This window comes from Bradyrhizobium sp. USDA 4353, from assembly GCF_054063215.1.
Genome location: NZ_JBSSGB010000001.1, coordinates 5,737,282 through 5,751,511 on the forward strand (window position 1 = coordinate 5,737,282; position 14,230 = coordinate 5,751,511).

Below are 14,230 nucleotides of genomic sequence, written 5' to 3' on the forward strand. Positions count from 1 at the left end.
ATCTCTCCACAAGTCTCACTCGCGGAGAGATACCCCTCACCCCACCGCGTATGAGGATGGGCCGGTGATGCCCTCTCCCGCAAGGGGAGAGGGCGCATTCATGGGCAGCAGTGCGTTGGCGCTAAGAGCAAGCCACTGGAGACCCCAGACATTGCGTCGTTCATCCGAGCTACAATTCTCGCGGCCTAAGGACAACGCTGACCAGGCTTAGCCCCTACTTCTCCTCCTCCATCGTCACCGCCACGGCGCCCACCGCCGACAGCCGCACCTTGTCGCCCTCGACGTCGGCGACCAGGCCCTTGTCGATGAAATGATGATGCCCCTTGTGGCCGCCTTCGCCGCTGTCCTTTTTGGTCAGCTTGATGCGGTTGCCGTCGACGCGGTCGACGGTGCCGACATGCACGCCGTCGGCGCCGATGACTTCCATGTGTTCCCTGATGTCCAGCATGACGAGTTCTCCGTGATTGATGTGAGAGCTGCGTCAACCGGCGTGTGAGACAAGGGTTCCGGAGCCGTCGGGTGGGCAAAGGCGCGCCCAACCCGGGGCCGTATGGCGCGCGCCGTGTCCACCGCCCGCCCCCAGCGGCGCCGATGGTGGGCACGCGTCGCCTCCGGCGCCGCTTTGCCCACCCTACGGCAGTCTCGTTCGACGTGCGACCGGAGCATCACACGACTCCGAGATTTCCGCAAAAAATAATCATATTGCTATTTTTCGGAATTCGTGCTTTTCTTCCCCCATCCCGGCCCGCGAGAGGGGCGCTTCGCGATCGTCACGAGACGTGGGGCCGGTGATGCGGTGGCTGTGAGTTTGCTGCAGCGGGCTGATGCTCGCCGACGAACGGCAGGCTTGCGGACGTGAAGACGCGTGGTCCTGGCGCCCCGACGCTGGCGTCAAGCTTTCTGGTCATGATGATCCGGGGAGCGACGGTGGCTACCAAGCCGGACACCGGGGAGATCGCGACATAAGCGTGAAAACCATCGCGCGGGGAATGCCGGGTGATCTCGGCTGAACCTGTGGTGACTGCCGCCTGCTTTTTTTGCTGCAGGCGGGCCATGGGTGCGGCCAGCGCCCGGCATTCCCCGCGCCCTCTCTCTTTCGAGGGCCGCTGACGAGCAGCACTCGGGCGCGTCCATGCGCCGCGGGATCGCTCTCGCGCATCCGCTCTCTGCGAGATCTGCTCGGCCCGCTGTTTGACACTCGTTCGGTGCATGCGCTGCCGACGACGCGCGCTCGCGTCGTGGCGACCAGCGACTCCTGGGCCTCACGCCTTACGCACCGTGCCGAGGAAGCCCTCCACGGCTACGCGGAAACGATCGGCATCATCAGACATGCGGCGCACCGACTCGACCATCGCAGCGCCGGCATTGCCGGTCTGGCGGTTGAGCGCCGCGACCGAGCCGATCGTGTCGGTGACGGCGCGGGTGCCCTGCGCCGCCTGCTGGAAGTTGCGCGAGATCTCGGTGGTGGCGGCGCGCTGCTCCTCGACGGCGGCTGCGATCGCCGTCATCTTCTCGTCGATGCCGGAGATGTTGTGGCTGATGGCGCGGATCGCCTCGACGGACTCGCCGGTGGCGGCCTGGATCTCGGCGATCTGCCGGGTGATGTCATCGGTCGCGGTCGCCGTCTGCGCCGCGAGGTTCTTGACCTCGCCGGCGACGACGGCAAAGCCGCGGCCGGCCTCGCCCGCACGCGCCGCCTCGATGGTGGCGTTGAGCGCGAGCAGGTTGGTCTGGCTCGCGATCGCGGTGATCATCTTGACCACCTCGCCGATGCGGTTGGCGGCGCGGTCGAGCATCTCCACCGTGGCGTTGGTCTGGGCAGCGCGTTCGACCGCCTGGCGCGCCTCGGCCGCGGAGGCCTGCACCTGGGCTGCGATCTCCGACACCGAGGCGGTGAGCTCCTCCGTCGCGGCGGCGATGGTCTCGAGGTTGGTGGTTGCGGTCTCCGCGGCGCTGGCGACCGCGGCGGTCTGCTCGGTGGAATCATCGACCAGCTTGCGCACGTCGGTGGCGCTGGAATCGAGCTGGCCGGTCGACTGGCTCATGCTGACGATGACCGCCTGCACGGTGTCGTCAAAGCTCTTGCAGGCGCTGTCGATCGCCTGCGAGCGCTCCAGCCGCCTGCCCTGGTCGAGCTCGCGCTCGCGCGAGAGCTGCTCGGCAGTCGCGGCGCTATCGCGCAGGCCTTCGAGGGCGGCGGCCATCGCACCGAACTCGTCGGCATGGGCGAATTGCGGCACCTTGGTCTGGTAGTCGCGCTGGCCGATGCGCTCGATCGCCTGCATCAACGCAGCCACCGGGCGCACCAGGCGGACGCGCACGGCGCGGAAGGCGAAGCCCGCCACGAGGAGCGCGGCGATGAAGGCGAGCGATTGCACGATCAGGCTGCTCAGCGCCGCGGTCTTGATCGCCTCGGCGCGCGCGATCGAGCCGTCGAGCGCGGTCATGCCGATATTGATGATGCCCTGGAACGGGCCCTGGCAGAACGCATTCCATTCCGGCGCCGGCATCGCCGGCTTGCCGCTGCCATCGAAGCCTTTGCTGAGCTGGTCCATGCGCTGATGCGCAGCCTCGACCTCGGCCCGCGACGTCTTGACGGTCGCAGCGAGCTCGGCGCTGCCCGCGCTGCCCAGGAGATCGTCGAGCCCGGACCAGCCGGCCGCCACCGTGCCGCGCCATTGCGCGATCGAGCCCTTCTGCGCCTCGTCGAGCGGCTTGGAGCCGTTGATGTTCGGGCGCATCGCCGAGCACTGCAGGCCATAGCGGTCGCGCACCTGCCAGGCCAGCCGCCGCGCCTGCACCATCTTGGCGATCGCCGGATCGGTCATCCAGGCACGGTTGGACACCGCGAGCGAGGCCGCATTTGCGGCATCGAGCGTCTTGGTCATGGCGTCGTACCAGGCCTGGGTGCGGGCGAGCACGCGCTCGGCGCGCGGCTTGGCCGCTTCGTCGAACACGAGCTTGAACTGCGGAACCGTCGCCTCCCAGCTCGACTTCAGCCTCGCCGTGAGATCGTCGCGCTCGGGCATGTCGACGCCTACGAGCGCTTTGACGATGCCCTCATAGCCCTTGGCCTCGATGCTCTGATATTCGGTGAGCTTGGCGCGTGGGTCATCCTCGCTGAGCAGAACGCTCTGGATGTCGCCGCGATGGGCGCGCATGACGAGAACGTTCTGGAAGATCGCCTTGTCAGCCGCCGTCAGCTGCTCGGTCGCCACGCTCTCGCGATACCGTGCCGCCGCCCCGCTCATCAGAATCGCCGTCGACGCCAGGATGCCCGCCGCCAACACCGACAGCAGCACCATCAACAAAGTGCTGACCGACTTCCTCATCACCCAATTCTCCACACCACAAAGTGGCACGATGGGGCAATTGCACAAATTCTTCCTTAACCATGCACCGGCACATCGGAGGCCGAGGTAATCAGTTGCCGAACAGCCCCTCTCCACCCCAACAAAAAATGCGCAGGCCGCGTCGCGCCGCGCGCTGGCGCGCGATTGCGCGCGAGGTCAAGCGAATCGGACAGCGCGGCGCGCGCCGGCTGCGGCAAATCGCGGGTGCGACGCCGCGATGGTTGAAGATCACCTGCGGCGCGGTGCTGGCGCTCGGCCTCTTCGCGCTCATCAATCTGGCCTATCACGTGGCCCGCAAGCCGACCGAGCTGTTCGTCGTCACCGGCCATTCGCTGGACAAGGAGCCGGAGGAGACATGGCGGCAATACGGGGCGCTGTTCCGCGCGCATGCGACGCGGGCGATCACCGCGGAGCTGCTGGCCGCGCTGGCGCAGACCGAGAGCTCCGGTAATCCGGTGGCGCGCACCTATTGGCGCTGGCGCTTCGCCTGGAATCCATTCGCGCTCTATCAGCCGGCGTCGAGCGCCGTCGGCTTGTTCCAGATGACCGACGGCGCCTTCGCCGACGCCGCACGGTTCTGCATCCGGGATCACGAGGTGACGAGCGACGGCTGCGGCCCGTCGAGCCTGTATATCCGGGCCTGGCCGGCGCATGCGGCAGAGCTCACCGTGATCTCGCTCGACCGCCAGGTCACAGCCATCCTCGCGCGACACCCTGCTGCGAAGCCGACGCTGGCACAGAAGCAGGATCTCGCCGCGGTGATCCATCTCTGCGGCGCAGGGCCAGCCACAGGCTTCGTCCGCCGCGGCTTCAAGCCGGAGAGCGGCGAGCGCTGCGGCGACCATTCGGTCGCGGGCTATCTGGGCAAGGTCAATGCGATGAAGAAGCAGTTTCAGAAGCTCGCCGCCACGGACCGGAGCTAGCGCCCGGTTCCACGTTAAGCACGTCGGATGCGCAGATGTGGGCAAGCGTCGCGCGTTAACAGATTGGCAACGAAGTCCACCGCATTTTCGGGTTCCCATTAGTACAGGAGTCACCATGTCAGAGATCGGCATTCCCGGCGCGCGCATCCGGTCATTCGTCGAGCGGATCGAGCACCTCGATGGCGAATTGGCGGAGCTGAACGAGCAGAAGAAGGAAGTGTTCGCCGAGGCCAAGGGTGAAGGCTTCGACGTCAAGATCCTGAAGGAGATCATCAAGCTGCGGAAGCAGGACCAGGACGAGCGCGACGAGCACGAGACGCTTCTCGACACCTACCTGCGCGCGATGGATGCGGCCGAGACCGAGCAGGCTGCCAAGACGCCTGAGCGCAAGGCGGCGTGAGACCCGGCGAGGCGCCAGCCTCCTGGCCGAGATCGGCGGCGCGCGGCTCTGATTGTTGCGCGCTGCCCGCCCCAGGGATTTTTCCTTGCCCGGTTCCATCCGAGCCTCTATCGCTGCGCCACGCTACCAGCAGCGCCTGAGGATGAGATGACCGACGCGATGACCTGCCCGCAATGCCGCTCCGAGCACGCCTATCAGGACGGCGCCTTGTGGGTCTGTCCGGAATGCGGTCACGAATGGAGCGCAGATGCCGCCGTCGCCGCGACGGCCGGCGATGATACCAGCATCCGCGACGCCAACGGCAATGTGCTCGCGGACGGCGATAGTGTCATCGTCATCAAGGACCTCAAGGTCAAGGGCTCGTCCTCGACCGTGAAGGGCGGCACCAAGGTGCGCAATATCCGTCTGCAGGACGCGAGCGACGGTCACAACATCGCCTGCAAGATCGACGGCATCGGCCAGATGAACCTGAAGTCGGAGTTCGTCCGCAAGGCGTAGAGCGCCGTCCTCCCGGAACATTCGCGACGCCCTTGCGTTCGCATCAACAACGGGAGGATGGCCATGCTGACGGACGACCAGATCGCGACGCTTTCGGACATCGGCCAGGCGATCGCCTTCTCGCCCGACCGGCAGGACGAGATCGACGGCCTCATTCGCGAAGGCTACGTCGCCAAGGACGGCGACATCTATGAGCTGACCCCTAAGGGCCAGAAGGTATTGACCGACCGCGGCGCCGGACTGAACGAAGCCTGAGGCTGTCGTTACACGGTCGAACCCTTCCGCGAGATGTCTCCGGCGGTCTCGCGACGCGCTGCCCCTCGGCAGCCAACGCCGCAAGCCTGCGCAGCCATTGCCTGATCTTTGACAATGCTCGCGATGCCAGCCGCGATCTAAGATGGGATCGCCCTGCAGGTGCCCCACTGCGAACTCATCAGCAGAGGGAATAATGCCACTCCAAGCTCGCCGTGCGTGATATGAGCGGCTACTTCATCACGCTTCTGTCGCCATGAAGTGACACCCGTATCACTCCCTTCCGTAGCAGCACGGCCTGCATTCATAACTTGGCATGAACTCTGCTTTCTTGATCCTCACCGGGTCCCACTCTTTGGAGGCAGAATCAACGTGCTCGTCACTCTCGTCGCACTACTTTGCAACGGCCAGCTCTGCATGGAGAAGGTCGTTACCAACAGCGAGATGTCCGGCATCACGATGACATCCTGCGCGGTCAACGCGCAGATCGGAATCGCAGACTGGATGTCCAAGGGTCCGTATCACGAGTGGCGTCTGCAGAGTTACAAGTGCGTCGCCGGCCAATACGTGCCGAAGACCCACGCCTGAGTTCGTCCGCGGCTGGCCGGCGTCCAACGTCGGACGCCGGCTGCCGCGTGGGAGGCCTCCGATGGCTGTGGTGCGTCCGACGTCGGCCGCGTCGCGTTTGAGACAGGGTTCGGAGCGGAGGAGCTCCGTTTGCACGCAAACGACCCCGGACCCGGCCCAAATCAGCAATTTTTGCGCCCGTTTCACTGGCCCGCTTCGTGCAGCGCCCCCTGATGTCAACGAGGGGGATGCGTCATGCCGTTCTACAGCTTCCATTGCGCGACCTGTGCCGAAGAGGTCGAGTTGCTGATCGGGATCTCGGAGAAGCCGGTCTGTCCGACCTGCGGCGGCCGCAAGCTGACGCGCCTGCCGTCGCTGCCCGCACCGCCTGCGCGCAGCCCCGGCCTGATCGAGGCGGCCCGCGCCCAGGCCGCGCGCGAGGGACATCTCAGCAACTACAGCCGCGCCGAGCGCAAGAAGCGCTGATCGATCGGCGCCGGCAATTCCCGGCGCGTGGTGTCAGTCCGATGTGATCTGCACTTCGGGGACGTCGTCCTCGGGATCGTCGATGTCGAGACCGTCCTCCTCGTCGAGATCGACGCCGGACAGGCAGATGTCACCGTCGTCGATCACCAGCGTGACCGGGAGCAGCGCCTTGCCCTGACAGGGTCCGATGAAGCATTGCCCGGTATCGAGATCGAACTGCGCGCCATGTTGGCCGCAGACCAGGAAATTGCCCTCCTCGTCCATGAACTCGCCAGGAATTTTGTCGAGGCGGGCGCCCTGGTGGGGACAGGCATTCTCGAATCCATAAAAATAATTGCCCTTGCGGGTCACCAGGATCGGCCAGGGCTTGGCGCTGCCATCCGGCTCACGCCGCTGCAGGACGAAGCCACGCGCCGTGCCGTCGTCCACCTCATAGGTCGCGCAGATCGCAAACAGCATGCTCATCACGGGCCTCCATTGGCGCAGACGCGACATCGCGTGGCGCCTGGAACAGAGGCGCAGCAAGCGGTATGCCAATGGCCGTGTCGGGGGCCTTACGCCAGCGGCATGCCCAGCCGGCCAATTCCGGGGAATTTCAGGGCGGGCCGGCGCACATCGATGCCGAGAACTCCACCGAAGAAGTTCAGCTCGATCCCCTCGATCCAGCCGACGGTGAGGCCGAGATAGCCGCCCGCCGACACGAACAGGCCCGTGCCGGACGCGGTCCGCCCCCACCAGCCGTCATAGGGATAGTCCTTGCCAATCGCGGTCGGCGGCAGCACTGCGTTCAGCTCGGGCACGGCATTCAAGGCCGCCTGCACGAAGGTGTTCGAATTCGGTCCCGGCCAGGCTTTGTAGTCGCCATAGGTGCGGAAACGATAGGTCTCGACGACGCCGCGGATCTTCGGAATCACGCGCTCGGCCTCCTCGCCGTCCACGGCCAGGACCGTCTCCGGCAATGCTCCGAACCAGCGTCCGTCGGGCGCGAAGCCATCGACGCGGATCGGCTCGCCCCAGGCGGTGTAGTCGTAGCGCGTGTAGCGCGGGGCGCCCTTCTCCTTCACCACGATCCAGCTGTGGACCGCGAAGATGCCGCGCCAGCGCACGGTGCGCGCAGCGAACACGCGGACGATGGCGTCGGCATGTTGGGCCGGAGGCGGCAAAAGGCCCGCGCTCGACCGATCCGCGGTCTGCCAATTGCCGCGACGATCGCCGCGCAGATAGTTCGCGGCTGAGAGCGAGAGGGGCGCGATGATGAGCAGCAGGAAGACGAGCACGAGCTTTTTCACGATCGGCAAGGACGACAAGAATGACTGGGAGTGAGACGCATGTAGTCATTCTCCGCGCGACCGCCAGCGGCGATGGCCCGGGTTCGTCATTGCGCGAACGCGCAAGCCGCGCATCAATGGCGGCGGAAACCGCCTCCCGATCCCCGGCCGCCGCCACCGCGCACACCGCCGGCGGCCATCCGAGGCGCACCCATCGCGGCCATGCCTCCGGCCTGAGACACGCCGCCCATGGAGAGAGAGCTCCCGATCCCACTTCGCATGCCCATCATCTGCGCACGCGCTCCCTGCGGACCGGCACCTCGTCCCATTCCCGGCTGCGGGACGCGTCCCGCCATGCCTGCCTGGCCAGGCGAACCCGCAGCAACGCCGGGTCCGGCAGCGGGCGCGGGCGGTCCACCGGTCGCCATGCGTGGCGGCGCCACAGATCCGGTCACCGGCCCCGCACCGCCGGGGGCCTGCCCGACGGCGCCCGGGCCGCGCGCTGGTCCGCCTGGCGTCATGCCGGTCGGATGCGGATTCTGCGCCATCACAGGCGGGTGACGAAGCCAGTACCGGTTCCAAAACGCCTGCCGGTGGTACCACGGCCGCCCGAAGTAGAAGCTGCTCCAATAGGTGGTCAGCACGAACGGGGCGACGGGAACGTATTCGACGTATTCGGGCAGATAGACATATTGCTCGCGGTACAAATATCGGAGCGTCCTCGCTGCGACCCAGCCGCGCTCGCCCTCGAGGCTCACGTCACACCACGCGCCGCCTTCGATGCAGCCGTGAATGGTGATGCGGGCGCCTGCGGGAATCCTGTCGACTACTGGAAAACCGGGGCCGGGTCCTGCGCGCATCGTGGCTGATGTTCGCACCAGGCCCGGCGCAGCCACGGCGAACGAGGCGGGTGTCGCAATCAGCAGCGCAGCAACGAGACACGTCCTGAGTTTCACCACGAGCGCCCTCCTGTCTGGTTCAGCACTGAGCGTGGCAGGCCATCGCGGCAACCTCACGGCGCGAGCGTGGAGGCAGCGCTGCGCTGCGCCTCATTGGCGCCGCCGGAAAGGAAGTGAGATCACTTGGGGTATCAGTTGCGCTGACGCGCGTGCTGCGGGCGTGGCCGCGAACGTGATGGCCCTAGGGGGAACCGTTGCCGGACAGGATCTGCGCCACGCCACCCAGTCCGCGACGAAAGGCCTCATCGAAGGTCACGCCACGAAACTGCCATCGATGCTTTGCGCCCGCTGCGTCGAGCTGCCATTGCGAGACCCAGCCGAGATCGGAATCATCCCAGGTGAGATGACCAAGCAGCGTCACCTCGGCTCCACGCAATGACGACGCCAGCGTCGCTGGCGGAAGATCAGCGCCGTCGATTGCGACGGGTCCGGCCTGCGACGCACCGGGAAGCAAGACAGTGAGGCCGCGCTTGCTGGCCGCGGCGCGCAACGCATCGCGTTGCAGTTCAGACTGCCTGTCGTCTGAGGTCACCAGGAACGTCCGGCTGCCGGATGACATCGCAACGATGACGGCGATCGACGGCCGCGGCGTCAGCCACGGCTTCACGTCCAGCGTTTGCAGCAAACCGTCAATCCCGCCGTGATCGAAGGTGACGGTCAGGTCGTAGGGCCGGTCGCGCGTGCCCTGCTCATCGCGCTTCGGCTTACCCGACATCTGGTCGTGATAGTCGAAGGCGGTGACGAAATCGCCGGCCCGCGCCTTCAACAGCGCGAGCCGGCCATCATCCTTCAATTGGAATGCGCCGGACACCTTGATCAGGACATCCTCAAGACAGTCTGCAAAGCCGATCCGACGATTGTCCTCGCCCTGCCCCGTCACGACGGTCTGCGCCTGATAGAGCAGATCGTGATCCGCGCGCACAGCATCGCACGTGGTCACGAGCCCAAGGCCCACGCACAATGCGCCCCAGGCAAGGCGGGCGTTGCGCAGCCTGATCATGTCACCTCGGCGAACCCCAGACGTTCTCGGACTATTTCTGCCGATCGAGCTTGGTGATCGTCTTTGTTGCACCGTTGTCAGAAATCGAGAAATTGACGCGATCGCCGGCATGAATGTCCTCGATCATGGCGTTGTCCTTGATCTTGAACTCCTCCGCCGCCATGTTCGCACCGACGGTTCCGCTCTGGACGCGCTTGATCGCGATGGTGCCGTTGAGCCGGTTGATTCCCGTCACGACGCCCGCGGTGCCTTGCTCGGCTGCGAAAACGGGCACGCTCGACACCAGAGCCGCGACCGTGGCCAGAGTGATCGTTGCTGCTCTCATCGCTGTTCTCCTACTTTCCATCCGCGGCAGACAAGTGCCCGCGAATGCGTTGGTTCCCTGGAATGCCACCGTGTCATTTGACGCCAGCCTGCATGCGGCGGTTTGACCCGCAGCAAACCCACGATGACAACTGCGCATCGAAGCTGAAGCGAGCCGGCGCGCCCTCACATAGTCATTTCCAGCGATTTGTCATCAGAGACGAGCGCAGCTACTTTTGCACTGCGTCGCGAGCGCAACAGCATCCTGTAACGCCGAATTCATCATTGCGTCATCATGCGCCTTGACAGCAACGATGCCCAGGAGGACGATCGTGCAGTCGCTTGATCGACGTAGTTCATCCATGAGCAGCGACACCGATCGGGCGACACCCGACAACTGAGACGACCAGGAGGATCAATGACTCCACCTCAGTACCACCTCCGCTGAATGCGACGATATCGCTTCGGATCCTCGCATCGCGGCCACTCACAAACGGCACGCCGGGCGGCGGCTTAGAGGGCTGCATCAGTGAGGCATGGCCCCTTGCCGGCCCGGCGCTGTTCGTTGCCGTGCTGCGGCCAATTCGCTGAACGATCTCGCGCAACGTATCTCGCATGAGAGATCACGCGCACGAGCGATATCCTTTTTGGGCTCAATAATCGTGGAGCAATGCTCGCGGCATGACGGCGGGTCGAATGCCCGCCGCGCTGGATTGATCGAAGCGATCGCGTGTTGCCGCGACTACTTGCTGTAATCGTAGAAGCCCTTGCCGGTCTTGCGACCGAGCTGGCCTGCGGCCACCATCTCCTTCAGCAGCGGCGCCGGACGATATTTCGGATCGTTGAAGCCGTTGTAGAACACCTCCATCACCGACAGCATCGTGTCGAGGCCGATCAGGTCGGCCAGCGCCAGCGGCCCGATCGGATGATTGCAGCCGAGCTTCATGCCCTCGTCGATGTCTTCCGCGGTCGCGATACCTTCCGAATAGGCGAAGATCGCCTCATTGATCATCGGGCACAGGATGCGGTTCACGGCGAAGCCGGGGCTGTTCTTGGCGGTGATCGCGACCTTGCCGATCCGCTTGGCGAAATCGGCCGCGGCCGCGTGGGTGGCATCCGAGGTCTGCAAGCCGCGGATCAGCTCGAGCAGTGCCATCATCGGCACCGGATTGAAGAAGTGCATGCCGATGAAGCGATCCGGCCGGTCGGTCCCGGTCGCAAGCTTGGTGATCGAGATCGAGGAGGTGTTGGTCGCGATCAGCGCCTCCGGCTTCAGGCCGGCGCAGAGATCCTTCAGGATCTTGAGCTTGAGCTCCTCATTCTCGGTCGCGGCCTCGATCACCAGATCGCAGCTCGACAGCTTCGCCTTGTCCGTGGTGCCGGTGATGAGAGACAGCGCCTTGTCCTTGTCGGCCGCCGTCAACTTGTCCTTCTTGACCAGGCGGTCGAGGCTGGAGCCCACCGTCGCAATGCCGCGCGCCACGGCCTGCTCCGAAATATCGACCATGACGACCGGCACGCCCGGCCGCCGCGCAGACCTGCGCGATGCCGTTGCCCATGGTGCCCGCTCCGATGATGCCGACCGTCTGAATCATATCCAATCCCTCTTTCGTGTCCTGCGGATCACGCGCCGCTTTCCGCTGCTGCTTAACAGGCAATCGCGCAGCCCGGTAGGGCCCAGACGCGCTGGAATCAGGAGGCCGCGAGGCGCGCCGGCGGACCGTCTCCCACGGCACGGAAGGCGTCGCGGATCACGGACAGCAGTGTCTGCACGCGTGCCAGATTGACCCGGGTCGTCGGCACTAGCGCCTTGACCCAGAGATCGGGCACCAGCACCTCCGGCAGAATCTCGACAAGCGCTCCGCTCTGTAGGCGCGGCGTCATCGCCGCCCGCGAGACCACGGCGATGCCGCCGCCGGCGCTCAACGCTTCGACCAGCAGCGCGTTGTTGTTGGTCACCAGGCGCGGCCGGACCGCAACGGTGGTCAGGCCGCTTTTGCCGTCGAACGTCCAGACCGGCCCCATCGGCGCAAACACCAGGCAGTCATGATCGGCGAGATCGCGAACATGACGCGGCTGACCGCGGCGCGCGATGTAGGACGGCGCGGCGCACAGCACGCGCGGAAATGCCAGCAGCGGCTCTTCGACGACGCCATGAAACGATGACGGCATCATCGTCAGCACGATGTCGAAGCCCTCCTCGACCGGATTGACCGTGCGGTCGACCAGTTGCGCCTCGAGCGTGACGCGCGGATATTTGATCTGGAAGCTCGCCAGCAATCCGCAGAGATCGATCGCCATCGGCGAGCCCGGCGCCTTGATCCGGATCTGGCCCTCGATCTCGTCGGGCGAACGCTTCACGCCGGCGGCCATCTCGTCATACTCGCGGACGATGTGCTGCATCGTCTCGAGATAGCGTTCGCCGACCTCGGTGAGCTGCAGCCGCCGCGTGCTGCGGCGCATCAGCTTGCATTTGAGCGACCATTCGAGCTGGCTCACCCGCTTGGTCACGACCGACGGCGCCAGACCGAGCTGGCGCGCCGCTTCGGAAAAGCTGCCGCCGCGCGCCGTCGCCACAAAAGCCTTCATGTTCAACAGGCTGTCGCTCATTTCATCCAATCCGGAAAAAATGTCCTTCCAAATTAGCCTATTCTCCCTCGATCCCGAAGCAAATAGCCTGCAGCTGCAAACTGCTTTGGCTGCGGACGCGTCCCCAGGTTGCGTCCTGACGCCGGCCGCTCCGCCCAGTCCCGGCCGGCCGTCGCCAGAGTGGTTTGCAACAAGCCGTCGTTCACGAACGGCAGACAACAGGCCAGGGGAAGGAGCGACCATGAGCGCCACAGCCGTCATTGACGTCAGCGACGTCATCGAGCGCCAACGCCGCAACGGCGTGGTGCTGCGCGTGATGATCCTCTCCACGGCACTGATGTGCCTCGACGGCTACGACCTGCACGCCATGGCCTTTGCCGCCCCGTCCCTGATCCGCAACTGGGGCATCGACAAAGCCACGCTGGGCGTCGTGTTCAGCGCCGGCGTGTTCGGCATTCTGGTCGGCGGTCTCATCTTCGGCTCTCTCGGCGACCGCATCGGCCGGCGCCTTGCGATCGTTGCAGCCACGTTGACCTTCGGCGGCTTCAGCCTGCTGACGGTCTGGGCCGGCGATCTCAATACGCTGATCGCGTTGCGCTTCCTCGCCGGCATCGGGATCGGCGGACTTGCGCCGCTGTGCTTCTCGCTCAATCTCGAATATGTGCCGAGCCGCTATCGCGGCACCGTGGTCTCGATCATCATGCTCGGCTACGTCGGCGGCGGCAGCGCCGGCGGGCTGATCGCGGCCTGGCTGGTGCCGCAGCTCGGCTGGCAGATCGTGTTCTGGATCGGCGGCGTGCTGCCGCTGATCGCGGCCTTTGTCAGCTTCTATGCGCTGCCCGAGTCGATCAAATACCTCGTCGTGCACGGCCAGCAGCCTGACGCGGTGGCCCGCATCGTCAACGACATCGAGCCCGGCTTGGCGGCGACGCCCTCCAGCCGCTTTGTCGTTCACGAAGAGCCGAGCCCGGCCGGCAGCGGCCTGCTCCCGCGCGTGTCCGCGCTGTTCGACGGCAAGCTCGCACTCATCACGCCGCTGCTGTGGCTTGCCTACATCGCCAGCTCGATGACGATGTTCTTCCTCAACAGCTGGACGCCGATCCTCGCCGAGGCATCCGGCTATACGCCCGCGCAGGCGGCGTTCGGGCTCTCGATGTTCAGCCTCGGCGGCGCGGTCGGCGCGCTGCTCGCCGGCGTCGTGCTCGACCGCTACGGCGTGCTCGCGATCGCTGCGGTGCCGATGATCGCCTGCCCGCTGGTTGCCTCGCTGGGGTTCGCCGGCTTCAGCGATGCCGGCTTCCTCATCGCCATGATGTGCGTCGGCTTCTTCGTGGTCGGCGGCCATCAGGGCCTGAACAGCGCGGTCGGACAGTTCTATCCCAGCGCCAACCGGTCCACCGCGGTCGGCTGGGCGCTGTCGGTGGCGAAGATCGGCTCTATCGGCGGGCCGCTGATCGCCGGGCTCCTGCTCGCACGGCACCTCCCGGCGTCGAGCCTGTTCCTGCTCGCCGCGCTGCCGCCCCTGGTGATGGCGAGCTGCGTCGTCACGCTCGGGCTCTCGCAGCGCCGGCACACGGTCGCGGCGGCCGAGCCGGACAAAGTCGATCAGCCCGCGCCGGCCTGACCACAAGC

General features: G+C 65.7%; 16 protein-coding genes and 1 pseudogene. 7 read left to right on the plus strand and 10 right to left on the minus strand.

Going from position 1 to position 14,230, the window contains the following annotated elements; all coding sequences use genetic code 11:
- Positions 1-214: 214 nt before the first annotated feature.
- The 3 genes from ACVILH_RS25920 to ACVILH_RS25930 form a co-directional block, all read right to left on the minus strand.
- Entirely contained in the window at positions 215-448 is a 234-nt protein-coding gene (locus ACVILH_RS25920; RefSeq protein WP_456715421.1) for a DUF2171 domain-containing protein, read from the minus strand.
- Between the two features lie 322 nt (positions 449-770).
- Positions 771-1,055 carry a hypothetical protein gene (locus tag ACVILH_RS25925; RefSeq protein WP_006611778.1) on the minus strand — a complete coding sequence of 95 codons (285 nt, stop codon included), beginning with the start codon at positions 1,053-1,055 and terminating at the stop codon, positions 771-773.
- 207 nt (positions 1,056-1,262) lie between these two features.
- Positions 1,263-3,332: a methyl-accepting chemotaxis protein gene (locus ACVILH_RS25930; protein ID WP_456715422.1), complete on the minus strand. Its 2,070-nt coding sequence runs from the start codon at positions 3,330-3,332 to the stop codon at positions 1,263-1,265.
- A gap of 128 nt (positions 3,333-3,460) precedes the next feature.
- Between ACVILH_RS25930 and ACVILH_RS25935 the strand changes: the two genes are divergently transcribed.
- The 6 genes from ACVILH_RS25935 (at position 3,461) to ACVILH_RS25960 (ending at position 6,479) form a co-directional block, all read left to right on the plus strand.
- Positions 3,461-4,276, plus strand: a complete 816-nt coding sequence (locus ACVILH_RS25935; protein WP_456715423.1) for a lytic transglycosylase domain-containing protein — start codon at positions 3,461-3,463, stop codon at positions 4,274-4,276.
- 115 nt (positions 4,277-4,391) lie between these two features.
- Complete coding sequence (locus tag ACVILH_RS25940) at positions 4,392-4,676, plus strand: DUF2312 domain-containing protein (protein WP_456715424.1); 285 nt, start codon at positions 4,392-4,394, stop codon at positions 4,674-4,676.
- A gap of 147 nt (positions 4,677-4,823) precedes the next feature.
- Positions 4,824-5,174, plus strand: coding sequence for a zinc ribbon domain-containing protein YjdM (locus ACVILH_RS25945; protein ID WP_456715425.1), 351 nt, complete (start codon positions 4,824-4,826; stop codon positions 5,172-5,174).
- Positions 5,175-5,237: 63 nt separating this feature from the next.
- The gene (locus ACVILH_RS25950) at positions 5,238-5,429 is read left to right on the plus strand and encodes a hypothetical protein (protein ID WP_456715426.1); all 192 of its coding nucleotides are present in this window, start codon (positions 5,238-5,240) and stop codon (positions 5,427-5,429) included.
- 369 nt (positions 5,430-5,798) lie between these two features.
- A complete protein-coding gene (locus tag ACVILH_RS25955; protein ID WP_006611771.1) occupies positions 5,799-6,014 on the plus strand; it encodes a hypothetical protein in 216 nt (71 codons plus the stop codon).
- Between the two features lie 234 nt (positions 6,015-6,248).
- Positions 6,249-6,479 carry an FmdB family zinc ribbon protein gene (locus ACVILH_RS25960; protein ID WP_456715427.1) on the plus strand — a complete coding sequence of 77 codons (231 nt, stop codon included), beginning with the start codon at positions 6,249-6,251 and terminating at the stop codon, positions 6,477-6,479.
- Positions 6,480-6,512: 33 nt separating this feature from the next.
- Here ACVILH_RS25960 and ACVILH_RS25965 read toward each other — a convergent pair whose 3' ends face one another.
- From ACVILH_RS25965 to ACVILH_RS25995, 7 genes and pseudogenes are all read right to left on the minus strand, one after another.
- Complete coding sequence (locus tag ACVILH_RS25965) at positions 6,513-6,944, minus strand: Rieske (2Fe-2S) protein (RefSeq protein ID WP_456715428.1); 432 nt, start codon at positions 6,942-6,944, stop codon at positions 6,513-6,515.
- An 89-nt stretch (positions 6,945-7,033) separates the two neighbouring features.
- Positions 7,034-7,756, minus strand: a complete 723-nt coding sequence (locus tag ACVILH_RS25970; protein ID WP_456717077.1) for a DUF3750 domain-containing protein — start codon at positions 7,754-7,756, stop codon at positions 7,034-7,036.
- A 125-nt stretch (positions 7,757-7,881) separates the two neighbouring features.
- A complete protein-coding gene (locus ACVILH_RS25975) occupies positions 7,882-8,706 on the minus strand; it encodes an SH3 domain-containing protein (protein ID WP_456715429.1) in 825 nt (274 codons plus the stop codon).
- Positions 8,707-8,887: 181 nt separating this feature from the next.
- Complete coding sequence (locus tag ACVILH_RS25980) at positions 8,888-9,706, minus strand: DUF2066 domain-containing protein (RefSeq protein ID WP_456717078.1); 819 nt, start codon at positions 9,704-9,706, stop codon at positions 8,888-8,890.
- Between the two features lie 31 nt (positions 9,707-9,737).
- Positions 9,738-10,031, minus strand: a complete 294-nt coding sequence (locus ACVILH_RS25985) for a copper-binding protein (RefSeq protein WP_456715430.1) — start codon at positions 10,029-10,031, stop codon at positions 9,738-9,740.
- Between the two features lie 720 nt (positions 10,032-10,751).
- Positions 10,752-11,604 (minus strand): annotated as a pseudogene (locus ACVILH_RS25990) (3-hydroxybutyryl-CoA dehydrogenase).
- Positions 11,605-11,701: 97 nt separating this feature from the next.
- Positions 11,702-12,619, minus strand: coding sequence for a LysR family transcriptional regulator (locus ACVILH_RS25995; protein WP_456715431.1), 918 nt, complete (start codon positions 12,617-12,619; stop codon positions 11,702-11,704).
- A gap of 220 nt (positions 12,620-12,839) precedes the next feature.
- Between ACVILH_RS25995 and ACVILH_RS26000 the strand changes: the two genes are divergently transcribed.
- Complete coding sequence (locus ACVILH_RS26000) at positions 12,840-14,222, plus strand: MFS transporter (protein ID WP_456715432.1); 1,383 nt, start codon at positions 12,840-12,842, stop codon at positions 14,220-14,222.
- Positions 14,223-14,230 lie beyond the last annotated feature (8 nt).

What these genes read in the sequence shown, in the direction of transcription:
- ACVILH_RS25920 (WP_456715421.1), bottom strand. Translation starts at nt 448, where the DNA reads ATGCTGGACATCAGGGAACACATGGAAGTCATCGGCGCCGACGGCGTG.
- ACVILH_RS25925 (WP_006611778.1), bottom strand. Translation starts at nt 1,055, where the DNA reads ATGGCCCGCCTGCAGCAAAAAAAGCAGGCGGCAGTCACCACAGGTTCA.
- ACVILH_RS25930 (WP_456715422.1), bottom strand. Translation starts at nt 3,332, where the DNA reads ATGAGGAAGTCGGTCAGCACTTTGTTGATGGTGCTGCTGTCGGTGTTG.
- ACVILH_RS25935 (WP_456715423.1), top strand. Translation starts at nt 3,461, where the DNA reads ATGCGCAGGCCGCGTCGCGCCGCGCGCTGGCGCGCGATTGCGCGCGAG.
- ACVILH_RS25940 (WP_456715424.1), top strand. Translation starts at nt 4,392, where the DNA reads ATGTCAGAGATCGGCATTCCCGGCGCGCGCATCCGGTCATTCGTCGAG.
- ACVILH_RS25945 (WP_456715425.1), top strand. Translation starts at nt 4,824, where the DNA reads ATGACCGACGCGATGACCTGCCCGCAATGCCGCTCCGAGCACGCCTAT.
- ACVILH_RS25950 (WP_456715426.1), top strand. Translation starts at nt 5,238, where the DNA reads ATGCTGACGGACGACCAGATCGCGACGCTTTCGGACATCGGCCAGGCG.
- ACVILH_RS25960 (WP_456715427.1), top strand. Translation starts at nt 6,249, where the DNA reads ATGCCGTTCTACAGCTTCCATTGCGCGACCTGTGCCGAAGAGGTCGAG.
- ACVILH_RS25965 (WP_456715428.1), bottom strand. Translation starts at nt 6,944, where the DNA reads ATGAGCATGCTGTTTGCGATCTGCGCGACCTATGAGGTGGACGACGGC.
- ACVILH_RS25980 (WP_456717078.1), bottom strand. Translation starts at nt 9,706, where the DNA reads ATGATCAGGCTGCGCAACGCCCGCCTTGCCTGGGGCGCATTGTGCGTG.
- ACVILH_RS25985 (WP_456715430.1), bottom strand. Translation starts at nt 10,031, where the DNA reads ATGAGAGCAGCAACGATCACTCTGGCCACGGTCGCGGCTCTGGTGTCG.
- ACVILH_RS25995 (WP_456715431.1), bottom strand. Translation starts at nt 12,619, where the DNA reads ATGAGCGACAGCCTGTTGAACATGAAGGCTTTTGTGGCGACGGCGCGC.
- ACVILH_RS26000 (WP_456715432.1), top strand. Translation starts at nt 12,840, where the DNA reads ATGAGCGCCACAGCCGTCATTGACGTCAGCGACGTCATCGAGCGCCAA.